This is a genomic window from Lactiplantibacillus songbeiensis, assembly GCF_005405125.1.
GTDB lineage: Bacteria > Bacillota > Bacilli > Lactobacillales > Lactobacillaceae > Lactiplantibacillus > Lactiplantibacillus songbeiensis.
On record NZ_BJDL01000001.1, the window covers coordinates 55,125 to 81,441 of the forward strand.

Below are 26,317 nucleotides of genomic sequence, written 5' to 3' on the forward strand. Positions count from 1 at the left end.
GGAACTTTATGTCAACCGTTAAACTCATTGCCATCGACATGGATGGTACCTTATTAAACGAACACAGTGAACTCAATCCCGCCACCATTGACGCCGTCCAAGCAGCGCGTGATCAAGGCATTAAAGTCGTCATTTGTACTGGTCGCCCACTCAGCGGCGTCAGCCCATTTCTAAAGCAGTTGCATATTGATGGTGATGACGAATACGCGATTACGTTCAATGGTTCCATGGCCCAAACGATTAGTGGTCGCATTATCACCAGCCATACGTTGACCCATGACGATTACATCGACTTAGAAGCCCTAAGCCGGAAATTAGGCATTCATTGTCACGTGGAAAGTGAAGATCATATCTACACGGCTAACCGGAATATCAGTCCCTATACCGTTGGCGAGAGTGCGCTTGTGAATATGCCAATTCGTTACCGCGCCCCTGGTGATATGCGGATCGATATGCCAGTTGTTAAAGCCATGTTCATTGATCAGCCGGAATTACTAGCAGCCGCCGCTGAAAAAATTCCACAACGCTTTCATGACAAATACGCTATTGTGAAGTCGGCACCGTATTTCTTAGAATTCATGAATCCGAACGCTAGCAAAGGGTCAGCCTTAAAGGATTTAGCCGAACGGTTGAAGCTTACCGCCGATAATGTGATGGCGATTGGGGATCAAGGAAATGATTTAAGCATGCTGAAATACGCAACCAATAGTGTGGCAATGGGCAATGCCATTCCACAAGCGAAAGCCTTAGCCAAGTTTGAAACCAAGACGAATATTGAAGACGGCGTCGCTTTTGCGATTCGCAATTGGGCACTATAATGAAATAGATCAAAATAAAACCACTCAAGCGTCTGTAACTTAACGCTCGAGTAGTTTTATTTTGATTCTAGCTTAATTTTATTCAAATTCACCAGTACTCATGTTTTGCTTTAACACGCTGCCACTAGCTGGATAGTACCGGTAAATATCTGTCAGATTCGTCACATTTTCATCGTTGCTATCATGCATGACTTCAATCTGATAATACTTGCTCGTTTCCTTAGTGACATTGAACTGATCGTTTTTTTCAAAAGTGACTCCGGCCGCGGCCCGAAAGTTGCTTAGCACTTGCTTCGTGGTCATGCTACTCTCACTACCACTGGTGGCACTATCAGCCTGACTAGTGGCCGTGCTGTCGCTGGCATCACTTGTCGCAGTGGTCGCACTACTACTGCTAGTACTGCTGGCATCTACCGACGAGTTACTACTCGTATGGTCACTTTCGGCAACGGCGGAACTATCACGACCCGAACTCGTCGATTGCGACGCCTCATAGTTCATAATAGCAGCCTTCATGGCGGTAGTCTTCTGTTGTAAATCCTTAATAACTGGGTGCGTTGGTGAAATCTTATCTAACTTATCGATATTCGTTTTGGCAGCGGCTAACGCATGTACGCTCATCTCATCACGGGCACTGTTATAGTAACCGTTAGCCAACTTAACTTGTTGATATTGCTTGGTTAAAGCGGCTTTAGCCTGCGTAAACGATGCATCCGTTACGAGTTGATAATTCGCTAACGTATTAAAATACGACTTAGCCTGACTTAATTGATTTTTGTTGAGCGCTGTCGCGGCTTTTTGATAATGCCGTAATCCCGTTAAGAGATTTTTAGCAGCGGTATCCTTCGTATTAGCCGCTGATAAGGTGTTGATAGCAGCTTTAATTTGATGATGCGAAATTTGTTGATCTGCCTTGGTTAAAATCTTAGCTGAGCCACTGGCGGCAGCTGATGAAGTCGAGCTGTCACTAGAACTACTAGTCAACTTCGCACAGCCTGACAATGTGATCAATCCAAATAAGATGATCATCATCAGCCCCCAACGTGGTCGATGCGCTTGATCCACGGCGAATCCCTCCTTTTAACTCAATCCTCATTATACCATGGCAAACTGAGAACCAAAGTCTTTTAAAGATTCCTTAAATTATCTTAACTAACCACGCCACGTACCATAAACTTAAGATGATGACAGCACTCAGATTAGACCAGCGATACATCACGATTAACGCTAAATATTCACGAAACATCGCAAACGGTAAATAATACCAAGGCGTGGTAGCGCCCATCCCATAAACGTTTAATCGTAAGTGCCGCGCTAGAATATTGGCCCGCAACACGTGATAATCACTCGTCACCATCACCGCCCGATAAAACGGCTGCTGCCGAACAATTAAGGCATGTGAAAAACGCAAATTTTCAGCGGTCGACGTCGACCGATTTTCTTCTTTAATCACATCTAACGGAATCCCTAGTGCCACTAAATAATGACGCATCGCGGTACTTTCTGGCATGACCTCATCACTACCTTGACCACCAGAGACAATAATTCGAATCGCATGATGATCTTTTTCACGTTGGGCTCGATAAATCTTGGCTGCCGTTTTCAAACGGTAACTCAACGTTCGCGTTGGTCGGCCATCCGGCATCAACCCAGCCCCTAAGACGATAATATCATCAATTGGTCCAATTCGGCCTAACCGCGTCGTGCCACAAGCCACTAGATAAGCCAAAAAACTGAACGTAAAATAACCCGTTAAAATAAACGCCAGTCCCAATGCTTTCCACAACCACTGCCAATGCCAGGTCAGTGCGTTAATCACCGCTGACACCAGCATTAAGACCAGCAAAAAACCGACAATCGCCAGTAACGTATAGTGTAAGTGCCAGCCTTCTTTGTGTAGCAGACGATAACTATAACGCACAAAACTAATCGCGACAACTAAAATGACGATTGGCAAAATGATATAGCCAGCCAGCTTCAAGCCAACAATCAAAAACTGCCAAAACGGACTAGCTTGGTCGCTAACGGAACGGTAGCCGGCAAGTGCCAAACCAGCAAGTGCAATTAAAAATAAGTGGCCAGTCAACCAGCGGCGGCGATCCGTCAGTTGCAATGTCACCGCGCTCACTAGTGCAAGACTACCCCAATAAAACCAATCCACGTTAACCACCCTCTTTTTGTTCTATCAGTTTTAATTATAGCTAATTTCAGTGGTCGATACCAATTGCGAGTTTAATCAGTGCATGTTGTTAGTCAATTAATAAATTTACACTTAGTACTAGTTGGCTTAAATTGCCACTCTGGTTGGCCCAGAATCGGCTGGAACGTGGTGGCCACGTTTTCGAGCCACAGGGCGGTCTCGAAAGCCGGGCTTTATCTAAGTCGAAAACCACGACTAAGATAAACGACACCACTGAGCCAATTCTGGACCGCCCGTCGTTAATTAACGGACATTAGAAAAGGCCCATTAATACATTGTGGCAAAAAAAGACACGTTCAGCTTACGCCAAACGTGTCTTAAATTATTAGTCTTAGTTTTCTTCGTTGTGGAAACGATTCTTGAATAATGGACTAACCGGTTTGTTTTCATGGATAAACTTAATCGCTTGACCCATTAATTGACCAACTGAAACTTGTTCAATCTTGTCAATTTGCTTTTCAGCTGGTAAAGCGATTGAATCAGTCACAATTAACTTCTTAATTGGTGACTTTTCAATTCGTTCGATAGCTGGGCCTGAAAGTACGGGATGCGTACAACTAGCATAAACATCTGTCGCACCAGCATCCATCAAGGCTTGGGCACCTAATGTAATGGTCCCAGCGGTATCAATCATATCATCGATCATGATCGCGCGTTTACCCTTCACATCACCGATAATATTCATCACTTCGGCCACATTAGCACGTGGACGACGCTTATCAATAATAGCAATTGGGGCTTTCAAGAATTCAGCCAATTTACGAGCCCGTGTCACCCCACCATGATCTGGTGAAACAACAACGGCATTTTCATCTAAATGATGAGTAAGGAAGTAGTCAGCTAACAGTGGCGCACCCATTAAATGATCCAAAGGAATATCAAAGAAACCTTGGATTTGGGCAGCATGTAAGTCCAATGCTAAAATCCGAGTTGCCCCGGCAGTTTCCAACATGTTGGCAACTAACTTAGCGGTAATTGGTTCCCGTGAACGGGCTTTCCGATCTTGACGGGCGTACCCATAATAAGGGATGACCACGTTGATCGTCTTGGCACTGGCCCGCCGTAACGCATCAATCATAATCAATAATTCCATCAGGTTGTCATTAACAGGAGCGGAAGTTGATTGAATGATGTACACTTGGTCACCACGAATACTTTCCTCAATGTTAATGCGAATTTCGCCGTCACTAAAGCGATCGACTGATGTCTTACCCAATTTAACACCAACGGCTTCAGCAATTTTTTCTGCCAATGGTTTATTTGAATTCAAAGCAAAAATCTTTAACTTTGGATCAAAATACTGTTCTGACATAATTTCCTCCATTCGAAAATTTATTCTTACTAAATAATATGCATTTTAGCGTTGAAAATCAAGCCCCCTTAGCAGTTATAAATTGCGTCAGACTGGGCTGGAGGCGAATACTTCGGGTTTTCAGCGGGTTTGACTTTTTAATATTAAAGTTTCGTGAGGCTGATTTTATTGATTATGCCTATTAGCCCGGTCCTAGCGTAGGCCTCGATGGTAACGGTACCACCAAGTTAGATCAATTTAAAGTCTAACAACTGACTTATTGATACCCAACTACCTTTAAAACCCGAACATTTTTTGTAATTTAGCGAACTTATAAATTTTCCAATTCAGTCGTTTCCTAAAATGCTGATTGCAATGACTTAACGTTTGTTTACAAATAGCCAATATTTAACGTCGGGCGGGCTAGAATTGGCTCAGTGGTGTCGTTTATCTTGGTCGGTGATTTTCCGACTTAGATAAAGCCCGGCTTGGAAGACCGCACTCTGGCTTCCAAACGTGGCCACCACGTTCCAGCCGATTCTGGCCCAACCAGAGTGGCAACCTATATCCAACTAGTACCAAGCGCTAGTCAAATGCAGCGTTGGAACCTACCGAGTGACTGCTTTAAAAAAGCACCACCAAATTCACAAGAAACGTGACTTCAGTGGTGCTCAATAATTAATTACATATTTTCGGGTTCATGTGGTAATTTCTTCCAATAGTCCGGCTTGTTCGTCTGCCGAGCCCGGGCAATCGCCATATCGTGGACCTTCACATCATCGGTGATGGTTGAGCCAGCCGCGATGAAGGAATGATCCGCCACATCGACTGGTGCCACAATGTTAGAATTACTCCCAACAAAGGCAGAGTCACCAACATTCGTATGATGCTTATTGACACCATCGTAGTTGACAAAGACAACCCCACAACCAACGTTGATGTCTTTACCTAACGTGGCATTCCCTACGTAAGTTAAATGACCAACCTTCGTCCGATCGCCAATCTTAGCCTTCTTGATTTCGACAAAGTTGCCCAAGTGGACATGTTCACCAATCTCAGCTTCTGGCCGCAAATGACTGTATGGGCCGATATTGCTATCAGCATGCATAATTGAGTCTTCCAAAAATGATGACGTCACCGTGACACGATCTTCAATCGTCATATCATGAATTTCAGAATGCGCACCGATAAAGCAATCTTCACCAATCGTCGTGTTGCCTTTAATCAAAACACCAGGTTCGATAATCGTATCGGCACCAATCTTAATGCCAGCATCGATATACGTATCATCTGGGTTAATAATGGACACGCCATTTTCCATGTGGTGTTCATTGATCCGCTTTTGCATCACTTTAGTGGCTTGCGCCAAAGCTGCCCGCGTGTTAACACCCATTGATTCATCGAAATCTGACATTTGATAAGCCGCCACAATATCGCCTTGTTCCTTCATGATTTCAATCACGTCGGTCAAGTAATATTCACCTTGCGCATTATCGTTGGTAACTTGATGTAATGCCGCAAACAATGCTTGGTTATCAAAACAATAAACCCCGGTGTTAATTTCGTGGATTTCTTGTTCTTCTTTTGTCGCGTCTTTTTGTTCAACAATCTTTTCAACGATCCCTAAATGATTCCGAACGATGCGGCCATAGCCTTGTGGGTCTGGCGCATTGGAGGTCAAAATCGTGCCGGCCGCTTTTTTAGCTTGATGATATTCAAATAATTCTTCTAACGTTTCCGCGCGGAACAAGGGGGTATCACCACTAATGATTAAGGTCATCCCATCCTTATCCTTCAATAGAGGTTCAGCTTGCAAAACAGCATGGCCGGTCCCTAATTGTTCAGTTTGTTCCGCATATTTGGTCCGGTCGCCAAGCGCTTGTTCAACGTCTTTGGCACCATGGCCCACAATCGTCACGATGTTATCCATCGAAACGGCTTCAACTTGGGTCAACACGTGGTCGACCATCGATTTGCCGCATACTTGATGCAGCACTTTGACTAACTTGGATTTCATCCGCGTCCCTTTACCAGCGGCGAGGATAATTGCATTTTTGGTTGTCATAACAAATAAAGCTCCTTAGTCTTCAGATAACTCAATGATACCAAAGATTGATCTAATTGTCGCCGGTCTTTAGTAGCATTGGCTTGACATGTGTCCAAAGACAATCTTAAACCTGCACCCTACTTTTGGTCTTCCGCCCCGAAGACCTTTTCTAAGTAGTTACCGGGAATCACTTTAATGGCTTTTTCGTTGTCATTAACGTTGGTGACTCGCAATAATGACGTGTAATCATCGATCAATCGATTACCCGTAAAAGCCGCTTCTGCGAAAACGGTGATGCCGATTAAGTTCGCATCGAATTCTTCGATTAACGTCTTCATCCCGTTAATCGTCCCGCCGCCCTTCATGAAGTCATCGACAATCAAGACATTGGCGCCTTCTTGTAAGCTACGCTTGGATAATTCCATCTTCTTAATCCGTTCAGAAGACCCGGATACATAGTTCACACTAACCGTGGACCCTTCCGTAATCTTAGAATCGTTCCGAACGATCACAAATGGCACGTTTAAGTAAGTTGCCACGCTTTGGGCAATCGGAATCCCTTTAGTCGCCACCGTCATAACAGCATCGATCTTTTGGTTCAAGTATTGTGTCGCAATCACCCGGCCGACTTGCCGTAAGATTTCTGGTTGGCCCAAAATATCTGATAAATAAACGTAGCCACCTGGCAAGACCCGGCTTTTGTCGGCTACTAGATCCGTCATCTTATCAATGAAAGTTTGTGCTTCTTCTTTTAAAATATACGGAATGAACCGCGCCCCACCAGCCGCGCCGGGAATCGTTTCTAAGATCCCCGTCCCACGCATCTGGAAGGTCCGCTTGAGAATCGTCAAATCTTCACTAATGGAAGATTTCGCTGATTCGTAGCGTTCCGCAAAGAACGTCAATGAAACTAATGTATGGGGCCGTTCTAATAAATAGCGCGTCATATCAATTAAACGTTCGCTTCTACGTACTTTCATGTTTCCACCTCAACCTAAATCATCTTTTTTAAAGTCTATGCAAAATGATAACACAAACGTTCGGGAATTAGCTAGGCTTTCATTATTTTTTTCCAAAACAATCGGAATTTCTTAATAATTTCGCTTTAAAAAAGACTTTCACGGAATATTCACCCGGAATTTATGAACAATCACAAAAAAGAGCTAGTCAGCCGACTAGCCCAATGCCTTAACTACCAACGTGTAACCGTTGATACCCTAAGGCCGTAAAATAAAAGACACATTCAATCGCAGCAATAAAGAAACTGACCGGTAAATTGGTCACATACCCCAAATACAGGCCCAACCACACGCCGACGATGGCAAATAAAATCGAGACACCAATCATCTTGCTGACGGTGTGAACAAAGTAACGTGCCGCCGCGGCTGGCAACGTTAATAGGATAAAAATCAACAATGACCCAACAATCTGGGCCGCCACACTGACACTCATTGCGACTAGCACCAAGAAGACCACTGAAATCGCAGTCGTCCATAAGCCACTCACCCGTGCACCAATCGCATCGAATGAATCAAACTTTAAAGGCCGGTACAACGCCAACATCACGAGTAAGACAATCCCTGATAAGACAGCCACCCGTAACACATCACCAGCCGCAATTCCAATCACGCTCCCAAATAAAATGCTGGTCGCATAACTCGACGTTTGATTTGATAAGGATAAAAATAAAATCCCTAATCCAATAAATAACGCCGAAATTGCAGAGATTGAAGCTTCGCGGCGGGACTGTTTGACACTCATCTGCCCGACAATCACTGAACTGATCACCGTAAAGATCAACATCCCGGATAAGGCAGTCCAGCCCATAAAGATCCCGAAAGCTGCCCCGGCAAAGCCAATCTCTGACAAGGTATGGGTCAAGAAAGATAAGTTCCGGGCAATGACGAAGACGCCAATCGTGCCGCAAATAATGGCAATAAACGTCCCGGCCAAATACGCATTGCGCATAAACGCTAAACTAAACATCGGAAACCTCCTTCAATTGTTCAACCGACATTCCTGCCATCGCCCCAAATTCCTGTTGACCGGGTCGCAACGCTAAATAATGTTTGGCGTATTGCTTAGCTAACGGTAAATCGTGGGTAATAAATAACACGGTGATATGACTCGTCTGGTTGAGATTCTGAACAAGGTCTAATAATTCATATTTCATTTCATTATCTAAGCTGGCCGTGGATTCATCCAAGATCAATAATTGGGGGGCTTGGACAATCGCTTGGGCCAAGTATGCCCGTTGCTTTTCCCCGCCGGATGCCATTCCTAACGGCCGCTGTTTGATTTTCTTAACATTGGTCACACGTAATGCCGTATCGACTTGGCGGTGTTCAGCTTTCGAAAGCCACGGTCGCCAACCACGCATATTTAAGCTAACAAAATCTTCAATAGTTAACGGATATTCTTGGTCTAAATTTCGAAATTGTGGCACGTAGCCAACTTTAATCGCTTTTTTACTTGGAAAATACTTGATTTGACCACTCGTTGGTTTGAGCATCCCCAGCAAGGCGCGAATCAAGGTCGTTTTCCCGACCCCATTCTCACCGATGACCGTTACAAAGTCCCCTCGCTGAATCTCAAAGTTCAAATCTTTAAATACTTGGTTATTGGGAAACGCAATCCCCAAATGCTGAACAGCAATTAAGGGTGCCGTCATATTTTTGCCCCCATCTCTCTTATTAAGGTAAATAGTAATGATTACCATTTTAGTTTACCTGATTCGGTTGATTTGTCAATAGGTGGTCATAAAAACGACCAGCTCGAGATGAACTGATCGTTTTTGATTAGTGACTATACTTGCCACTCTGGTTGGCCCAGAATCGGCTGGAACGTGGTGGCCACGTTTTCGAGCCAAAGTACGGTCTCGAAAGCCGGGCTTTATCTAAGTCGAAAACCACGACTAAGATAAACGACACCACTGAGCCGATTCTGGGCCGCCCGTCGTTAATTAACCGCTAACTTCTAGACTACTCAATATTTTATTCCAGCAGTTGAAAAACTAACCAGCAAATGGCAACTTTAATCGACATCAACCATAATCTGATTTAGTTACGGCGACGCTTGCTTTCAATCCAGGTTCCTAATGTACCTAGCAAAAGCAGCACACCGGCCCAGCTACCAACTTGCGTGGACTTTTCAACCGTTTGTGGCAATTGCTGACCCGCTTTGATAACTGGCTTGGCTGGTTCAGTAGTTGGCGTTAGCTTAGTTGCCTGAGTTGATACAACTGCTTGCTGCTCGGAAATTTCAGCATCACCAGTTTGACCGGTCACTGTGGCTGGCTTAGTACCAATAACTGTAGGTTTCACCTGATGTTCAGGATCTGGCTGAACATTTGGTTTCGTCGCCGGCTGTGTCGGCTGAGGTTGCGTCACGGTTGGCTTAGGTTGAGGCGTTGGCGCTGGTTGTACCGTCGTTGGTGGCGTAGTCGGCGTCACTGGTTCAGTTGGCGCAACTGCCTGCAAGGTCAACGCGACCATCTTCGCCCGACCATCATTCGTTTGCAACGTAACCGTATAATGACCCGCTTGCGTGAAATCAACCTGACTGAAATCTGGTCTAACCGTTACCGCTTGACCAAACTTATCAGTCGCCTGAGCTTGAAAATCAGTCACTGTTGGCCGACTACCACCAAGCGTCATCGTATAATCAGCTGCTGTAAAGCTTTGCCGATTAGCTAAGACATGTAACATTACCTGCTTGATTTGTTTAGCAGCCGTTAAGGTCACTTGATAATCACCGGCTCGGTTAAAATCAACTTTGCTCAAATCAACGGTTACCGGCATCGCCGTCCCAGCTTCAGTCGTTGCTTTAGCCTGAAAATCAGTGGCAGTTGGCTGCACATCGCCCGCAATCATCGTATAATCTTGCCCAGTTAGACTGGCTTGTGACTGATATTGATACTCATAAGTGACCGTTTGCGCGGTGGCTGTGAATTGACCCTGCGCATTACCATAGACTCGTTTCAACTGATAATGGTCAAAGGTTAATGCGGTCGTCTGATACGTTGCACCAAGCTGACCAGTTAACGTTCGTTGATCAGCTAGCTGCTTACCGGTTGTATCAACATACCTAACCGTAATCAAAGCTCCCGCCGTTGGTGATGCAGTGTAAACATACGTAATCGTTTGTGGTTCTGCACCAAACGTTATATTCGACTGGCCAACGATTTGACTTAACTTGTAACCATCAATAGCAATTGGGGTGCTTTGATAAGTTGTGCCAATTGGCTGGGTGACGGTCTTAGCCGCTGCCAACACTTTTCCGGTCGTATCTTGATAATGAATCGTTAGGTTGCCCATCGCTATCGGGTCTTGCGTATAATGATACGTTAATGTCCGCGCCTGATTATCATAAACGCCACTCGGTTGAGTTGGACTTAGCCACTAAGGTGTAGCCCTCAAAGGAACGAGCCGTACTCTGATAAGCGTCCCCAATCGGCCCGCTTAGTGTCGCAGTAGCCAACATTTTTTGATTGGTATCATCAAAGTAAGCCACCGTGATTGGCGCACCAATTGTTCTGGTATAAACATACGTCACCACTTGGCTGGGACTATGCAGTACGCCATCTGGTGTATCGCCCTGTTGCATTTTAAACGTATAACCTGTAATCGTTGGCTTGGTTAAATCCAAATCTGGCAATGATCGACTGAGGCCACCAACTTGATACGTATCATTCACAACACCCCGGAATGACTGTGACGGTTGCAATTCTTTTTGATTTTCATCCTGGTATTGAATCGTCACCGTTGCTGGGACCGTTTGTTGCCAGACATAGGTCCGCATCGCGCCTGGTTTATCAGTGGCTAATACTTGCGCGGCCGTCTGCAGGTCACCTTCTGGATGATGGAGTGACGCTGTGGGCGTGTGATGGCCACCATCATCGACGAGTTGCCAGTATGGCTCGACATTGATGTAAGTCCCGGTGTCGTCGGTGAGCTGTGTATGGTTGCCGGGAGCATCTGGTAAACCAATATCAGATGTTAAAATTGTATTTGGACCCATCGTCACTTTCCAAAGAGACGTACAACCTGCAAATATATTGAATAATCTTGAGTAACCCTCTACATCATGAATTTGATCCTCAGCGCCACTCATATCAATTTTGCTTAAATCAATCTCAGTTAAACTGCTACAATCATTAAACATATATGCTAGTCCAACACCTTTAGCAGCAGTAAATCCAGTCAAATTGACTGACGTTAAACTAGTACAACCAGTAAAAAGGCTCCAAAGTATTGCTTCCTTATCAAAATTCCAATTTGAAATATTGGCAGTAACTAAACCAGTATCATGATAAAACATAAAGCGCATTGTTTCGATATTTCTAGTATCAAAATGACTAAGATCGATTGCAGTTAATGCCGTATCCTCACTAAACATTGATTCCATCATCGTTGCTGCACCTGTACCGAATTTATCCAAACCATTTATTGTTGTTAATTCAGGACAACCTGCAAAAGTAGAATTCATATTAATTGCCACAGAATTAGTTAAAGTTCCCAATGTTATGGTCTTTAAAAATCGATTTCGGGAAAACATAAAGCGCATATCAGTAACACTGTCCGTACTAAAGTTTTTAACAGATTTAGGTGATAAATCTAAGGATGTTAAAGCAGTATAGTCAAACATATTTCCCATATTAGTAACCTTAGACGTATCAAAGTTACTGATATTCAACGAATTCAGGTGCTCATTCGTTTCAAACATGCCTGACATGTCTGAAACCTGACTAGTATCAAAGCTAGATAAATCCAACTTTGATAACCAATACAAGTGATTAAACATTTGAGACATATTCGTTACATTTGACGTATTAAATTTAGCCAAATTTAGTGATGTAACACCGTCATTCATCGCAAACATTCTAGCCATATTTGTCACATGACTAGTGTCAAATCCTCCTACAATGCTTAAATCTTGACAATTAGTTCCATAGAACATACCGCTCATATTAGTCACGCGACTAGTAACAAACTTATCACTATACTTAAGAATCGGTGAAGAGCCTCCATAGAAGTCTCCGATAGAATCGAACATGTTACTCATATCAATAACATTCGACGTATCAAAATTAGTGAGGTCAATAACCTCTATGACCCTACAATCTTTGAACATATTAGACATATCACTCACTTGACTAGTATCTAGTTTAGTCAAATCAACATCTGCTAATTTTTCATCGCCATCAAAAAAGCTCGACATGTTCCAAGTTTTACTAGTATCCAATTTCGTTAAATCAATGGTTGTCGCATTTTTCAAGTTTGCAAACAACTCAGCTGCGTCTGGAGCAGCAACCACGCCATCTTCAACTACCACTGAAGTGATACGCTCGTCATAGTCACCCCAAGTTGGTTTAACTATTGTTGCATTACCAGTCTGACCCGCATGAATTGTCAAAACGCCAGCCGCATTAATATCCCAATTAGCCGTCCCATAAACACCATTGGCCGGCAAGGTGAGTTCAGGCGTATCTACAGTGACCGCCGCCATCCGTGATTGTTGTAAATTTGACCGTAACCTATTACTGGCTATACCATTTGCAGCCGACTTATCATTGGCAGGTGCCGCACTGGAAACTGACGCCGCTGAGCTGACTGGTTTAGCATTACTATCACTCGTCAGCTGCCCACCAGCTGAGCTAACACTGGTTGGGACACTAGCAGCCGAACGTTCATTGTTAGATTGATCACTGACTGCACCACCAGCTTCACTCGGCATTGCTGAGCCAACCGATGACGTGCCACCAGATTGCATACTTTGGGCTGAGCCAGCTGTTGCACTTGTTTGACTCGTTCCACTAGCGGCAGCTGATTGACTACCCTGACCAGATGTCTGGCTCAACGTCACTTCTTTAGGCTGTTCACTCCCAGGCACCACTTGTTCAGGTTGACCACTAGTCGCATTGTCAGGTGCATTCTCAGTATCAGCTTGACCAACTAGTTGGTGACCCGCTAATCCCGCAGTCATCCCAGTCGTAATCAGCAACATCGTCAACCACTGTTGGCAATCCTGATGTACATTAGTTTTAGTTTTCAAAGTCATTATAATAACGTCCCCTCGCAATTAATTAACTTGTTTAACTCAACTAAATGTTAACACATCGATCATTAAAATAGTTAACTATAATTATAGCCATATAAGCTACCACGTCATTTTCATGAATTAAGGTGATCGTAACAAGGTTTAGTTTGATAATTGAAAAATTAAAACGTTATTTTTAATAATTTTTTTAATTTTAAAAACCAGCATTTACTGAGAGTTACCCTAAAAATCTAATGTCTCTCACATTGCATTGTTGCCTCAGACACCGTATAGTCAACCTATCATCAGCTAGCAATCAATCTCACCGCTAAATAACTAGTAGAAACGAGGCCTGCACTTGAAATTTTTAAAACAACTTAAAGCAATCCGCCGTCAATCTATCATTCTGGACCTAACCCTTATTAGTAGTATCGGCCTGATAATCACGCTGATTGGTAGAAGCACCTACACGGCTGCACGTCATTATTTTCTGTTAGCTGTCATTTCAACAGCCATCTTCTTCAGCTGGTGGCTCTATCTAGTTATTCATTCAAGAAACTAAAAATAGCAGTGCGACCAGCTAAGCCGACCACCAATGGCCACTTAACTCGTCTCACTGCTATTTTAATTACTATTCAACTACTTGTTTTAAGCTCGCTAATAAGCGTTGTAACTGTTGCTGATAATTCAAAAACAACCCCGTAAACTTACCATCGCTGCTAGCATCCCAAGGCTTCGGTGTTCCACAGTAATGTAGAATCACCGTATTCGTCATCACCCAATGAATATCATGCTGTGTTAGATTGCGCGTCTGATAGATCAAATATTTACGGGTATCATAGTTCCAGATCTCTTCAGGAATCTCTAAAATATCGGTACCATACAAGAAGTTCAGAATATCTTGATCTGGCAAAATCAATTCACTTTCATGCGTTTCAATCGCGTTCGTAATATCATTAAGCCTAATCTTAGCACGGGCTTGATCCAAATCAATCACCAAGACACCCGAGTTAAAGTAACTAGTCGTCGTGCCTAATCGTAGCTGATTCACACTATCGACTAGCTTGGTCACCCCACGATGCGCCGCAGCGGCCAACATATGACCAGCTAAGTCCAGCTCCCATAATGGTCGTAACGAATTGATCACCAACAAATCCGGATCTAAATAGATCACGCGTTTCACTTCACGCGGGAGAATTTCACCACTTAATAAGCGGAAATACATCTCTTTAGGGTACCGTTTAATCAACGGTACGCCCGCCGTGAAGTCCGCGTCAACGGGCTCGTTACTGAACTGCCAGCCGAAACTTGCTGTCAGTTGTGCCACCGCGGCCACTTCCGCTGGCGTCAAACTCGCATGCAACAGCCACAGATGAACTCGTTCACCCGGATTATTGACATGCACCGAGTACAGCATCACTTTGAGCGGCGCCAAGTAGCCCGCATTCAACGTTACTAGTAAATTAATCTCATCAGTCAAAATGTCCACCGACTTTCGTTTATTCAGTCAGACCGACTTGTTCGGTCAAGAATTCACTCAACACCGCTTGATATCGGTCAGGATGCGTCCGCACTGCCTCAACATGACCGGCTTCCGGATCAATATATAAACTCTTCGTTTGTGTTAATTGATTGTATAAATGATGGGCATTACGCACCGGCACCGTCTGATCATGACTACCATGAATCATTAAGATTGGTAGGCCGCCTTTTTGAACTTGCTGTAAGATTTCGCCGTCACTGAACGCATAGCCCGCACTGCTTCGGGCTAACCGGTTCGCCATTGGCATAATTAGACTTGCCGGTAAGTGAAACTTATGACTAATCCGGAACTTTGCTTCATCATAAAGATTAGCATAGCCACTGTCTTCCACAATCGCCTTTACATTATCCGGCATCGGTTCACCGCTAGTCGCCATCACCGTCGCGGCACCCATCGAGATGCCCATTAGCACCAACTCCGTATCTGGTCCCAATTGTTCTAACGCCATGGCAATCCAACGCTGATAATCCAGCCGATCTAACCAACCATAGCCAATCGTATGGCCCTCACTATCGCCAAACGCTCGGGCATCTGGTAATAAGACCTCATATCCCAAGCTCATAAAGATGCGGGCATACGGAATCATTTGTTCGCGTGAATGTCCCAAGCCATGTGCTAGAATGGCTAAGCGGCCATTTGCCTTAGGATTCGGTAAGTAGGTGGCGACTAAGTTCAAGCCGTCAAATGACTGGACCAACCATTGTTGCTTAGGTTGTTTGTCATACCAGAAATTTTCAATCTCCGTATTTTCTGAACGGGACAACGCTTGCCCCCGTTGCTTTTGATCATCACTGACATGCATCGCCACATTATAGGCGACCGCGCCGCCAAGCAACGAACCCGTGTAGGTGGCCGCACCTACAACCCCGGCCAATTTCAAACTCAATTTCGTTGTTGCTTTCATCGTCACCCACCTCATTTCTTACCTTTAATTTAACCATAATTGACCGAGTTTGTGCATGATTCACGACTATCTTTCAGGATTTTTAACTTGGTAATAGCCTTTTAATCAATATAAAAAGCACCACCAACTAAACCTAGTCAGTGATGCCAACAATTAACGATCCGCCAAATTAACGGGCCGCACTAAATAAACTTCTTTGCAGAACCCCTTTAGCGAATTATAGACCCGCTGAGCGCGTGATTGTTTACGGCACACGCCAAAGACGGTTGGCCCCGTACCGCTCATTTGCGCAGCATCGGCCCCAAACGTTAATAATTGTTGTTTAATTTGCATAATCTCCGGGTAACGCTTCGCCGTAATCGGTTCGAGCACATTCCCCATGTTCTCAAAGACGCGCGCCAGTTCGCCAGTCTGAATGCCAGCTAGTAAGCCCTCAATATTAGGATGAGTCTTCAATTGATCATAATCAACTTGCCGCAAAATGTTCGGTGTCGACACACTGATCTTAGGTTTGGCCAACACAATCCACATCGGTGGTAGCTTAGGCAGTGGAGTGACAATCTCGCCCTTGCCCGTCACATGTGCTGTTTGGCTGTACACACAATATGGCACATCGGAATCAATCTGTAACCCTAATCTAGCTAACGTCGCTAAGTCTAAATTCAATTCCCACAACCGATTCAGTCCACGCAAGACGGCCGCAGCATCTGAAGAGCCACCACCCAGTCCAGCGGCGACCGGAATCGTCTTTTTGATCTTAATCTTCACGCCGCTATGAATCTGGTAACGCCGCTTCAATAAGCTCACCGCTTGAAAAGCCAAGTTGCGCCGATCATTGGGTAAAAAGCCGCTATCAGTCGCCACCTCGATCCGGTTAGCTTTAATCGTCTCAATTTGGACATAATCGGCCAAATCCACCGAGGTCATCACCATATTCCATTCCTTGTCGCCATTGTGATGCTCGAACAATGTATCTAAGCCTAAATTGATTTTAGCTGGCGCTTTTTCCACAATCTGCACGCGTCTCACCCTCTTCATCGGTTAATTAGTTGACTTGCCGAAGTGACTTGATTTGAATAACTATTAGTCAGCAAACATGTATAGTAACGATTACTTTAGCTAGCTAATTCTAGTCAAACTAACCAATCTTAGCCGCTAACTGTCAGTATTCACTGCGTTTATCCTGGGCAGTCAACATTGGCCCAACCAGAATGACAACCAACCGCAAGTCTTATTTCTTATAATTATACTAATTTAAGGGCAAAATAAAAAGACCTTGCTTGGGGGTCTTAATATTGGTGATTCGCGCAATGCGAATTAGGCTTCTTCAGTTGTTTCATCTTCGAAGGCGATTTGAACGTTCTTGGTTAACACATCCGTGTAACTATAGGAGACCCGTTCAAATGAGTTTTCTTGTTGGTCTAGATCAACGACAAACACAGAACGGTACGTTTCTTTTAAGATACCATGACGTTCAGTGGTCTTCTTCCGCCCGGCTTGGGCCACGACTTTCATCCGTTGGCCGATCCGAGAGTCGAGCTTATCTTTAATAGCAGCTAGTGAAATTGGCATTCAGAAACCTCCTCGTATGTGAAACTACTATACTAGCTTTTCATGAAAAAGTCAATATTATATCACAAGGTTTTCTGATGTGCAACTGTTTTGTCATAATTAAATGCTAAAGTAAATCAGCCGCATGTAAGGCATCGGTCAAGGTAATAAATTCATCAACCGTCAAGCGTTCTGCCCGGATTTTTGGATCAATACCAGCTGCGTCTAACGCTGTTTGAATCGCTGTTTTAACCTCTGGTTGTTTGCCAAATAAACTTTGCATATTATTCCATAAATTCTTCCGCCGATGGGCAAACCCAGCTTTCACAACCTTGAAAAATTCGGCTTCGTCGAACGGCACATGCGTCCGTTCCGGTAAGGCCGTTAACTTAACAATCGCTGAATCCACATTCGGTGACGGCACAAAGACTGTCCGTGGCACAACCATCGCTAATTCGGCGGCCATCCGATATTGCACAGCAATCGTCAATGAACCATACGCTTTAGTCCCCGGTTCCGCCGCTAAACGATCGGCGACTTCTTTTTGCATCATGACCACGATGTTATCAAAGGTCACACTACCCGCTAACACGCTCATTAAAATAGGCGTCGTAATGTAGTAAGGCAAGTTAGCCACTAGCTTCAATGGCCGATCTGGATCTAAATGTTCGGCAATCATAGCTGGCAAATCGACTTTTAAGATATCTTGATTGATGATTTCAACATTGTCATAATCGGCTAGCGTTTCATCTAAGATTGGTAATAACCGGTCATCAATTTCAAAGGCTAAAACTTGATGGGCGGCGCACGCCAAGTATTCGGTTAACGCCCCAATCCCAGGGCCGATTTCAATGACGTTATCTTCTGGACCAATGTCTGCCGTAGCGACAATGTTATGCAACACGTTTTGGTCGGTCAAGAAATTCTGACCTAAACTCTTTTTAACCCGTAATCCATAGGCATTCATGATTGCCTGAGTGCGGGCGGGGTTCGCAATATCGATTTCTTTACTCATTAATGACTCCTCTATTGTTCGTCGGTTAGTTGTTCAACCGCTTGCCAAAAATCAGCCGGTTGAATTTGAAATAGTTGTAGGCGTTTGGGTAATTGTTTCCCATTAACATAGCCAATTTTTAACAGTTCGCCCAATTGTTCACGTCGTTTGCGCGCAGCTGGGCCTGCTAATAAGCCGGCCTTAATCAAGTCCGCTCGTGAGATCAATAACGGTGCATCATCAGGCTTCTCAGTGTATAAATTAGCCAAGGCCGCTTGAATTGCAGCCGGACTAGCATGTTCAACGCCTAGACTGCCGCCTGCTTTCGTGGGTACGCCAGCTGCCCGTGGTAAAAAGGCATGTTGTACCCCCGGCACTGCTTTGGAGATGGTCTTACGAATTCGTTCCCCAGAATAATCTGGATCAGTGAACACGATTACCCCACGACTGGCTTGTAGCCGCTTAATTTGGGCCAACGTTTTGGTATTAATCGCGGACCCATTAGTTTCCAAGGTATCCGCATTGACGGCTAACGCGAGCCGCTTAGTGTCGTCCTTACCTTCGACGACAATCACTTCTTTAATCTTCTTCAATCTTAAATAATTCCTCAGCATTCTGATAAGTTTGTGCCGCAATCGCTTCCGGCGTGGTATCACGCAACTTGGCTACGGCTTCGACCACGTAACGCGTAAAAGCTGGCTCATTTTGCTTGCCGCGATACGGTTCCGGCGTTAGATACGGGGCATCCGTTTCCACTAATAGGCTTTCCGCAGGTGTTTGCTTCACTGATTCGTGAACGTCATCCGCATGCTTAAATGAGGCCACCCCACTGTATGAAATATGCATCCCCAAGTCCAAGAAACGCTTCAACCATTCTGGATCGCCATTGAAACTATGCATGACCCCACCTGTATCCCGAATATCCGCAGCCTTTAAAATCTTGTACGTATCTTCAAAAGCATCGCGATTATGCACTGAAATCGGGACCTGCATGTCTTTGGCAATTGCCACTTGGCGCGCAAAAATCTTGCGCTGCACATCTCGTGGCGATGTATCCCAATGATAGTCCAACCCAATCTCACCTAAAGCGACAACTTCGGGCAATTGTAACTGCTCAATAAGAACTTGCTCCGTGTCCTTAGTATAATTCTTGGAATCTTCTGGATGCCAACCAACAATGGCGACTAACTCGGGATATTTTTGCGCTAACTTAATGGCATCAGCATTCAACTGAGTATTCGAACCTACGATTGCCATGCGTTCAACCGATAGCGCTTTGGCCTGTGCCAAGTATTTCGGCACGTCATTAATAAATTCTTCACTATTTAAATGGGTATGAGAATCAAAAATCCGCATCTTAACACCCTCACTTTTAGTTTTTATAGTCTGTTACGCTTGGTACTAGTTAAAATTGCCGCCTACCGGTTGTTTTCTAAAATGCTGGAACGCTGTGAATCATTTTGAAGCCAAAGGTCAGTCTTCAAAACTGACCTTGGTCTAAGTCCGAGAAATTCGCTCAAGCTAAGGCCAACGACATGGCTGAGCATTTTAGAAAACAACCTTGCGGCTAAAGTAACTGGCTAAACATAACGCTTCAGTCATATACCAACCGTCCGATAATTAACGATAGGCGCTCAGTAAGACCGTCCTGCAACCAAGAACTGGTCTGCAAAGCACTCGTCCTGATTGCTCCGCCTATTTAACTGTCAAATAAGTTCGTTATCATCCATCAAAGACAACTGATCACCGGCTGTCAAAGCTAGCGTAGGGCGGGCCGGATGATGCTCAGTGGTGTCGTTTGACTTGGTCGAGTGGTTCTTTCTCGGCCTTAGTCAAAGCCCGGCTTGCGAGACCGCTCTTCGGCTCGCAAACGTGGCCACCACGTTCCAGCATCAATCCGGACCAACCGTAGCGGCAATCAACACTAAATCAAAACATTCTTATTGATTTTAACACGTTTCACGTCGTAATAAAAAAGCTTGAGCGTTTTACGGCCCAAGCTTTCAGAAAAATCGTTTAGTTTTATGAAATCAATGACCCGTTAACCAAGTTGTCGGGTACGGTGATCAATTGAACTTGACCATCGTGTTCCGCTGAAAGTAACATGCCTTGGCTGACTTCGCCACGCATCTTGCGTGGCTTTAAGTTACCCACGATAATAACTTTCTTACCGATTAACACGTCTGGTTCTGGATACCACTTGGCAATCCCAGAAAGAATCTGACGATGATCGGAATCACCGGCATCTAATCGGAATTGTAACAGTTTGTCGGCACCCTTTAGCTTCTGAACCGCAATGATTTCTGCCACCTTTAACTCCACTTGATCAAAGACTTTAATATCGGTCTCTGGCTTCGTTAAATTCAGTTTAGTTTCAGTTGGGTTCCAGTCGCCTTCAACTTCAGCCGCATGTTTCGCAGCTTCCATCGCGGCACGGCCCTTCTTCTTGTCGGACTTCGTCATTTGGCCCTTCAAGAAGTCGACTTCAGCGTCCATATCAACCCGTGGGAAGATTGGGGTCCCTTTAGCAACAACCGTTGCGCCAGTTGGCAAATCGCTGAATTTTAAATCAATCAAGCTGATTTCAGCTGCTGGCAACCCTAATTGCGTAAAAATTTCTTTAGGCGCATGCGTCATCACAGGACTAACCAAGCTAGCGATGACCCGCAAGCTGGCTGCCAAGTGGGCCATGACACTCGCTAACTTGTCCGCGTCTTCAGCCACATCACTCTTAGCTAATTGCCAAGGTGCCGTTTCATCGATGTACTTATTTGTCCGGCTGACCAGTTTCCAAACTTCCGCTAAGGCATCTGACAAGTGCAAGGCATCCATGCAGCTATCATAATTGGTGATGGTTTCGGCCGCAACGGCTTCTAAGTCGGCATCAAATTCAGTGACACCTGCTTTAAAGGCTGGCACTTGGCCATCTTCATATTTGTTAATCATCGCAACGGTCCGATTTAACAAGTTTCCAAGATCGTTAGCCAAATCATAGTTGACCCGGGCAACGAAATCTTCGGGTGTGAAGACCCCATCGTTACCATAAGGAATCGCGCGAACTAAGTAGTAACGTAAGGCATCTAAGCCGTAACGTTCGACTAAAGTTTCTGGATAGATGACATTGCCCTTAGACTTCGACATCTTACCATTACGCATCGTTAACCAGCCATGACCAAAGACCGTCTTAGGTAATGGTAAACCGAGCGCATGCAGAATAATTGGCCAATAAATCGTATGGAAACGTACGATTTCTTTACCGACCATCTGGACATCGGCTGGCCAATACTTGTTGAACAAGCTTTCATCATCGCCACCATAACCTAAGGCGGTGATATAGTTGATCAGTGCGTCTAACCACACGTAAACCACGTGCTTAGGATTACTCTTGACCGGCACACCCCAAGTAAAGCTAGTCCGTGAGACTGCTAAGTCTTCCAAACCAGGCTTGATGAAGTTATTGATCATTTCATTCATCCGGTTAGCGGGTTGAATGAAGTCTGGATGCGTCTGATAATAATCTAATAACCAGTCCGCATACTTGCTCATCTTGAAGAAATAAGATTCTTCCTTAACAAGTTCAACTTCATGACCACTTGGGGCTTTCCCACCGATAACTTTACCGTCATCATCACGGTAAACTTCAGCTAATTGGGTTTCGGTGAAATATTCTTCATCATCGACCGAGTACCAGCCTTCATAATGGCCCAAATAAATATCGCCGCTCTTTAATAAACGTTCAAAGATTTCTTGAACCGCTTTTTCATGGTAATCATCAGTCGTCCGAATGAATTTATCATTGGAGATTTCCAGTAATTGCCAGAGGTCTTTGATTTGTTTGACCATGCCGTCAACATATGACTTAGGATCAGTATTGAGCTTTTCGGCTTTTTCTTCAATCTTCAAACCGTGTTCATCAGTCCCAGTTAAGAAAAAGACGTCATAACCCTTGGCACGTTTATAACGCGCTAAGGTATCGCACGCAATCGTCGTGTACGAGTTACCGATGTGTAATTTCCCCGAGGGGTAGTAAATCGGCGTGGTAATATAATAGGTTGGTTTCGTTTCTGCCATGATTTTAGTTCCCTTCAAACAGTTATAAATTAGCTTATAATTTCATTTTAGTTAGATTCTTTCTCATTGTATCATACTTCCAACTATCAGTGGTGCTAGGCCGTAATCAGACCACTTAAAAAAGCAGCAAATCAGTTTAAAATTCGCTGCCAAAATCTCATGATTTAGATCAAAGTTAAAGGTGACACTTGCAACTGATCGAAGAATATCCCTAACGCTAACAAGTCGGCAGTACCACCGGGACTAAGATGCCAATCGATCAACTGCTGATCAAGATCCCGCAACGCTTTAACTAAAGTGGTCCCCGACAAATCAGCCACTTGCAACTCACGTGCCGCCGTCTGCACTTTAGCTAGACCCGCTTGGCCGCCACGATGTAATAAATTAACATCTTCTAGTTCGGCCATCAAGTATAACATCAACTTCAAATAACGCTCGGTAACTGGTAAATCAGTATGCAACCGTAACCACGGTAACGCTAATTGTTGTAACGCTGGATAACCAGCTTCAGCTTCCCCACGAATCCCAGTAACCCCATAACGCACATACAGTTCTTCACCGTATGACAAGTGGTCTTTAATGCTGACATGCTTAAAGTCAGCCGCCGTAATGCCGGCTGTCATCGTTTGAACGGCCGTAAAGACCGACTGAAAGTGTTCTGCTTGTAACGTGGCCAAAGTCTGCGTCTTCAAGCACCAGCCTAGTGCGCCTAATAAAACAGCGTACGAAAAATTAGCGCCTTTGTGCGTATTGACTTGATGGGTCGCCAGCAACATCATGCGTTCACCTTGAGAGCCAGCGCGCCGTAAACTGGCAAATAAATGCGCCAAGTCAGGGCTCGCTTGTCCTAATTTTAAATATAATTTCAAAAACGGTGACCAGGCTTGAATACTGGTCATAAATAAATCGTAATCCATATCGTCATGGGCGCCGGCTGAAAACGGATCAACTAGGCCCGGCTTGGGCGCTAGTGACACTTCAGCGACGAGCGATTGTTGGGCGAAGCGGCTGATCAACGTCAGCGTATCGGTCATTGGAGTCGTTTTAATCAAGGTGTCGTTCCCTCATCTCTTTAATGATAAATTGCAGTGACTGACCTAAATGCTCGCGAATAATTAAATTGATTTGAACTTCATCGTGATTAACCATCGCTTGGTAGATCCGCCAATGTTCTTGCAGCGCTAACGCTCGTCGTTCCCGTGACATGATCGAAATGTCCCGAAAATAGACGAGGTATGCCTGTAATTTGAAAACAATCGTGACCAGATGGGGCATGTCACAGTGATTATAAATAAATTGATTAAAGTCGGTAAAGTAGCTAACGACGGTTTGGTCAGGGACTTCATCAAGCTCGGCTTCCGTTCGTTCAAGTAACTTACGTAGTTCTTCAAAGTCAGCCGTCGTCATTTGTGACATGGCTTTACGAGTCGCGAGTGAATCAAGTTCTTTGCGAATATCAAAGATTTCATAGGCATCTTTGACCGTGATACCTTTGACCATCGTGCTGACCCCCGGCGCGCTGGCAACCAAATCCTCTTCTGCCAGTCGCCGTAATGCATAGCGAATCGGGGTTCGACTAACGTTGAGTTCTTCAGCGAATTTCTTTTCATTGATCCGGGTGCCCGCCGGAATATCTCCTAAAATAATTGTCTTCCGAAATGCTTCAAAGACCAAATCTTTTAGGGGCTGGTTCTGGGATAAATCCAAATTATTAGCAACAGCTTGCACGATAGCATCCATGCGGTCCCCTCCGTTCATCTTACGACCCGTGAGATTAGGATTCATTTTACTTGCCACTCTGGTTGGTCCAGAATCGGCTGGAACGTGGTGGCCGCGTTTATGAGCCACAGGGCGGTCTCATAAGCCGGGCTTTGACTAACCCGGAAAATCACCGGCTAAGTCAAACGACACCACTGAGCCAATTCTGGCCCGCCCGACGTTAATCAATAATCATTTATGACTTAATGCTTATCGATACCAACTAATACTAATCTCAGTCACCCTCCATTATATCAGACCACGAAAGCGTTTCCGTTACAGTCAGCTTACATTTTAAGGGTTTACAACCTAATTTTATGACGAACCAATTCAAAATCTAACAATTGCTGGTCAGTGACAGTAAAATTTGTCATGCTTTACAATGTAATTCGCTAACGCTAACTCATCAGCTAAACAGTCAACACAATCGCACACCGACTAACTGTGCTTGTCATACCGGCTTTAATTGCTAACCGTTATTAGCGTAGGGCGGGCTGGATGACGCTCAGTGGTGTCGTTAGACTTAGGCTGGGTGCTTTTTCCCCAGCCTTAGACTAAGCCCGGCTTGTGAGACCGCTCTTTGGCTCACAAACGTGGCCACCACGTTCCAGCGTCAATCCAGACCAACCGAAGCGGCTAACTTAACCCATTTTCAAACAACAAAACCCGTAACCAGTGGTGCAAGCTGGCTGCGGGTTGTTTCAGTCGGTTAGACTTCTGGTGCAAAACTCAAATCGATTTTTTGCACGGGGACATCGTAGAATCGGTCTTCACGCCGACCTAAGAAATCACGGCCTTGATCTGGGAATAACCCATAGATCAAGATGTCTTCCATGCTATGTGCATAGTCGCCAATCTCGGCTTTAAAGCCCGGTAATTGTGGCGCGATATCATCAGCCGGCCGCGTGGTAATCGGCTGTTCGTCGCCAATGATGGTCTTGATCATATCAGGTGCAATCGCTACTGGCGGGCGGCCGTATAAGCCACGCACGTAATCTTTGATTTCATTTGGAATCAACTTATAGCGTTCGCCACTCATCACGTTCATCAATGCTTGCGTCCCAACCATTTGTGACAATGGTGTCACTAATGGTGGATAGCCTAAGTCGCCACGCACTTTCGGCACTTCGTCCAAGACTTGTTCGTACAAGTCTTCTTGACCCGCATCTTTCAGTTGGGCCAATAAGTTAGACAACATCCCACCCGGCACTTGGTACCGCAAGGATTTTGGTTGAACGTCCATTACTTTAGGATTTAAGCCGCCATCACGACGAAAACGGTCACGAATGGGGGCAAAGTATTCGGCAATTTCAGCGGCCAATGTTTGATCAACTGGCACATCATAACCGAGATCTTTTAACGCCACTAACATTGATTCGGTCGCTGGTTGACTTGTCCCCCCAGCAAATGGTGAACTAGCGGTGTCAATAATATCAGCGCCGGCTTCCACGGCCTTGATATAAGTCATATCCGCAATGCCAGAAGTCGCATGGGTATGGATTTCAATCGGAATCTCAATCGTCGCTTTTAATTCACTGACGAGGTCATAAGCCCGTTGTGGGGTTAAAATACCGGCCATATCCTTGATGCACAAGGAATCAGCTCCCATATCAGCCATTTCTTTTGCTAGCTTAACGTAGTATGGAATCGTATGAAAGTCACTCGTGGTATACGAAATCGTCATCTGCGCATGACCACCGTATTTCTTGGTGGCCGCTAAAGCAGTACGTAGATTACGCGTATCATTTAGCGCATCGAACATCCGAATAATATCGATTCCATTTTCGATCGACTTTTGGACAAAGGTTTCGACCACATCATCAGCATAGTTCTTGTAGCCAAGAATGTTTTGCCCACGTAATAACATTTGGAGCTTGGTGTGTTTGACATGCTTACGAATCTCGCGTAGACGTTCCCACGGATCTTCATTCAAATACCGCAAGCAGGAATCAAAGGTGGCCCCGCCCCACACTTCAAGCGCGTGATAGCCGGCTTGATCCATCTTGTCCAAGATCGGTAACATATCACTAATCGGCATCCGGGTGGCAATCAGGCTCTGTTGACCATCCCGCAAAACAGTTTCCATCATTTCAACTTTTTGA

General features: G+C 44.8%; 21 protein-coding genes. 1 reads left to right on the forward strand and 20 read right to left on the reverse strand.

Annotated features, from left to right (window positions below; genetic code table 11):
* The first annotated feature begins 8 nt into the window (after positions 1 to 8).
* Entirely contained in the window at positions 9 to 818 is an 810-nt protein-coding gene (gene yidA, locus FFM77_RS00225; protein WP_137633736.1) for a sugar-phosphatase, read from the forward strand.
* A gap of 78 nt (positions 819 to 896) precedes the next feature.
* Here the strand turns inward: yidA and FFM77_RS00230 are convergent, their stop codons facing one another.
* The 20 genes from FFM77_RS00230 to FFM77_RS00325 form a co-directional block, all read right to left on the reverse strand.
* The gene (locus FFM77_RS00230; RefSeq protein WP_137633737.1) at positions 897 to 1,883 is read right to left on the reverse strand and encodes a hypothetical protein; all 987 of its coding nucleotides are present in this window, start codon (positions 1,881 to 1,883) and stop codon (positions 897 to 899) included.
* Positions 1,884 to 1,956: 73 nt separating this feature from the next.
* The gene (locus FFM77_RS00235; protein ID WP_137633738.1) at positions 1,957 to 2,979 is read right to left on the reverse strand and encodes a YdcF family protein; all 1,023 of its coding nucleotides are present in this window, start codon (positions 2,977 to 2,979) and stop codon (positions 1,957 to 1,959) included.
* A gap of 370 nt (positions 2,980 to 3,349) precedes the next feature.
* Positions 3,350 to 4,330, reverse strand: coding sequence for a ribose-phosphate diphosphokinase (locus FFM77_RS00240; protein ID WP_137633739.1), 981 nt, complete (start codon positions 4,328 to 4,330; stop codon positions 3,350 to 3,352).
* Positions 4,331 to 4,991: 661 nt separating this feature from the next.
* Positions 4,992 to 6,374: a bifunctional UDP-N-acetylglucosamine diphosphorylase/glucosamine-1-phosphate N-acetyltransferase GlmU gene (gene glmU / locus FFM77_RS00245; protein ID WP_137633740.1), complete on the reverse strand. Its 1,383-nt coding sequence runs from the start codon at positions 6,372 to 6,374 to the stop codon at positions 4,992 to 4,994.
* Between the two features lie 119 nt (positions 6,375 to 6,493).
* A complete protein-coding gene (purR, locus tag FFM77_RS00250; protein WP_137633741.1) occupies positions 6,494 to 7,336 on the reverse strand; it encodes a pur operon repressor in 843 nt (280 codons plus the stop codon).
* A gap of 208 nt (positions 7,337 to 7,544) precedes the next feature.
* Positions 7,545 to 8,342 (reverse strand): metal ABC transporter permease, encoded by a 798-nt coding sequence (locus FFM77_RS00255; protein WP_137633742.1) that lies wholly within the window; start codon positions 8,340 to 8,342, stop codon positions 7,545 to 7,547.
* Positions 8,335 to 9,027: a metal ABC transporter ATP-binding protein gene (locus FFM77_RS00260; protein ID WP_137633743.1), complete on the reverse strand. Its 693-nt coding sequence runs from the start codon at positions 9,025 to 9,027 to the stop codon at positions 8,335 to 8,337. The genes FFM77_RS00255 and FFM77_RS00260 overlap by 8 nt, the downstream gene beginning before the upstream one ends.
* Positions 9,028 to 9,415: 388 nt before the next feature.
* On the reverse strand, positions 9,416 to 10,672 hold the full coding sequence (locus FFM77_RS00265; RefSeq protein ID WP_137633744.1) for a MucBP domain-containing protein: 1,257 nt from the start codon (positions 10,670 to 10,672) through the stop codon (positions 9,416 to 9,418).
* A 49-nt stretch (positions 10,673 to 10,721) separates the two neighbouring features.
* Positions 10,722 to 13,415, reverse strand: coding sequence for a BspA family leucine-rich repeat surface protein (locus tag FFM77_RS00270; RefSeq protein ID WP_137633745.1), 2,694 nt, complete (start codon positions 13,413 to 13,415; stop codon positions 10,722 to 10,724).
* A 610-nt stretch (positions 13,416 to 14,025) separates the two neighbouring features.
* Positions 14,026 to 14,874, reverse strand: coding sequence for a glycosyltransferase family 8 protein (locus tag FFM77_RS00275; protein WP_137633746.1), 849 nt, complete (start codon positions 14,872 to 14,874; stop codon positions 14,026 to 14,028).
* 19 nt (positions 14,875 to 14,893) lie between these two features.
* Complete coding sequence (locus FFM77_RS00280; RefSeq protein ID WP_137633747.1) at positions 14,894 to 15,841, reverse strand: alpha/beta hydrolase; 948 nt, start codon at positions 15,839 to 15,841, stop codon at positions 14,894 to 14,896.
* A 153-nt stretch (positions 15,842 to 15,994) separates the two neighbouring features.
* Positions 15,995 to 16,861, reverse strand: a complete 867-nt coding sequence (gene ispE / locus FFM77_RS00285; protein ID WP_137633748.1) for a 4-(cytidine 5'-diphospho)-2-C-methyl-D-erythritol kinase — start codon at positions 16,859 to 16,861, stop codon at positions 15,995 to 15,997.
* A gap of 297 nt (positions 16,862 to 17,158) precedes the next feature.
* The gene (locus FFM77_RS00290; protein WP_137633749.1) at positions 17,159 to 17,413 is read right to left on the reverse strand and encodes a Veg family protein; all 255 of its coding nucleotides are present in this window, start codon (positions 17,411 to 17,413) and stop codon (positions 17,159 to 17,161) included.
* A gap of 106 nt (positions 17,414 to 17,519) precedes the next feature.
* On the reverse strand, positions 17,520 to 18,407 hold the full coding sequence (gene rsmA, locus FFM77_RS00295; protein WP_137633750.1) for a 16S rRNA (adenine(1518)-N(6)/adenine(1519)-N(6))-dimethyltransferase RsmA: 888 nt from the start codon (positions 18,405 to 18,407) through the stop codon (positions 17,520 to 17,522).
* 11 nt (positions 18,408 to 18,418) lie between these two features.
* Positions 18,419 to 18,979 carry a ribonuclease M5 gene (gene rnmV, locus FFM77_RS00300; protein ID WP_137633751.1) on the reverse strand — a complete coding sequence of 187 codons (561 nt, stop codon included), beginning with the start codon at positions 18,977 to 18,979 and terminating at the stop codon, positions 18,419 to 18,421.
* Positions 18,966 to 19,742: a TatD family hydrolase gene (locus tag FFM77_RS00305; protein ID WP_137633752.1), complete on the reverse strand. Its 777-nt coding sequence runs from the start codon at positions 19,740 to 19,742 to the stop codon at positions 18,966 to 18,968. The genes rnmV and FFM77_RS00305 overlap by 14 nt, the downstream gene beginning before the upstream one ends.
* A 666-nt stretch (positions 19,743 to 20,408) precedes the next feature.
* The gene (gene metG / locus FFM77_RS00310; protein ID WP_137633753.1) at positions 20,409 to 22,457 is read right to left on the reverse strand and encodes a methionine--tRNA ligase; all 2,049 of its coding nucleotides are present in this window, start codon (positions 22,455 to 22,457) and stop codon (positions 20,409 to 20,411) included.
* Positions 22,458 to 22,621: 164 nt separating this feature from the next.
* The gene (citG, locus tag FFM77_RS00315) at positions 22,622 to 23,509 is read right to left on the reverse strand and encodes a triphosphoribosyl-dephospho-CoA synthase CitG (RefSeq protein WP_223876734.1); all 888 of its coding nucleotides are present in this window, start codon (positions 23,507 to 23,509) and stop codon (positions 22,622 to 22,624) included.
* Positions 23,502 to 24,197 (reverse strand): GntR family transcriptional regulator, encoded by a 696-nt coding sequence (locus FFM77_RS00320; RefSeq protein ID WP_137633754.1) that lies wholly within the window; start codon positions 24,195 to 24,197, stop codon positions 23,502 to 23,504. Before FFM77_RS00320 ends, citG begins: the two co-directional genes overlap by 8 nt.
* A gap of 727 nt (positions 24,198 to 24,924) precedes the next feature.
* A complete protein-coding gene (locus FFM77_RS00325; protein WP_137633817.1) occupies positions 24,925 to 26,304 on the reverse strand; it encodes an oxaloacetate decarboxylase subunit alpha in 1,380 nt (459 codons plus the stop codon).
* Between the last annotated feature and the right edge of the window lie 13 nt (positions 26,305 to 26,317).

Coding starts and splice junctions, on each gene's coding strand:
- yidA (WP_137633736.1), top strand. CDS start 9: ATGTCAACCGTTAAACTCATTGCCATCGACATGGATGGTACCTTATTA.
- FFM77_RS00240 (WP_137633739.1), bottom strand. CDS start 4,330: ATGTCAGAACAGTATTTTGATCCAAAGTTAAAGATTTTTGCTTTGAAT.
- FFM77_RS00260 (WP_137633743.1), bottom strand. CDS start 9,027: ATGACGGCACCCTTAATTGCTGTTCAGCATTTGGGGATTGCGTTTCCC.
- FFM77_RS00255 (WP_137633742.1), bottom strand. CDS start 8,342: ATGTTTAGTTTAGCGTTTATGCGCAATGCGTATTTGGCCGGGACGTTT.
- glmU (WP_137633740.1), bottom strand. CDS start 6,374: ATGACAACCAAAAATGCAATTATCCTCGCCGCTGGTAAAGGGACGCGG.
- metG (WP_137633753.1), bottom strand. CDS start 22,457: ATGGCAGAAACGAAACCAACCTATTATATTACCACGCCGATTTACTAC.
- rsmA (WP_137633750.1), bottom strand. CDS start 18,407: ATGAGTAAAGAAATCGATATTGCGAACCCCGCCCGCACTCAGGCAATC.
- FFM77_RS00290 (WP_137633749.1), bottom strand. CDS start 17,413: ATGCCAATTTCACTAGCTGCTATTAAAGATAAGCTCGACTCTCGGATC.
- FFM77_RS00320 (WP_137633754.1), bottom strand. CDS start 24,197: ATGGATGCTATCGTGCAAGCTGTTGCTAATAATTTGGATTTATCCCAG.
- FFM77_RS00270 (WP_137633745.1), bottom strand. CDS start 13,415: ATGACTTTGAAAACTAAAACTAATGTACATCAGGATTGCCAACAGTGG.
- FFM77_RS00265 (WP_137633744.1), bottom strand. CDS start 10,672: ATGGGCAACCTAACGATTCATTATCAAGATACGACCGGAAAAGTGTTG.
- purR (WP_137633741.1), bottom strand. CDS start 7,336: ATGAAAGTACGTAGAAGCGAACGTTTAATTGATATGACGCGCTATTTA.
- FFM77_RS00325 (WP_137633817.1), bottom strand. CDS start 26,304: ATGATGGAAACTGTTTTGCGGGATGGTCAACAGAGCCTGATTGCCACC.
- FFM77_RS00305 (WP_137633752.1), bottom strand. CDS start 19,742: ATGCGGATTTTTGATTCTCATACCCATTTAAATAGTGAAGAATTTATT.
- FFM77_RS00280 (WP_137633747.1), bottom strand. CDS start 15,841: ATGAAAGCAACAACGAAATTGAGTTTGAAATTGGCCGGGGTTGTAGGT.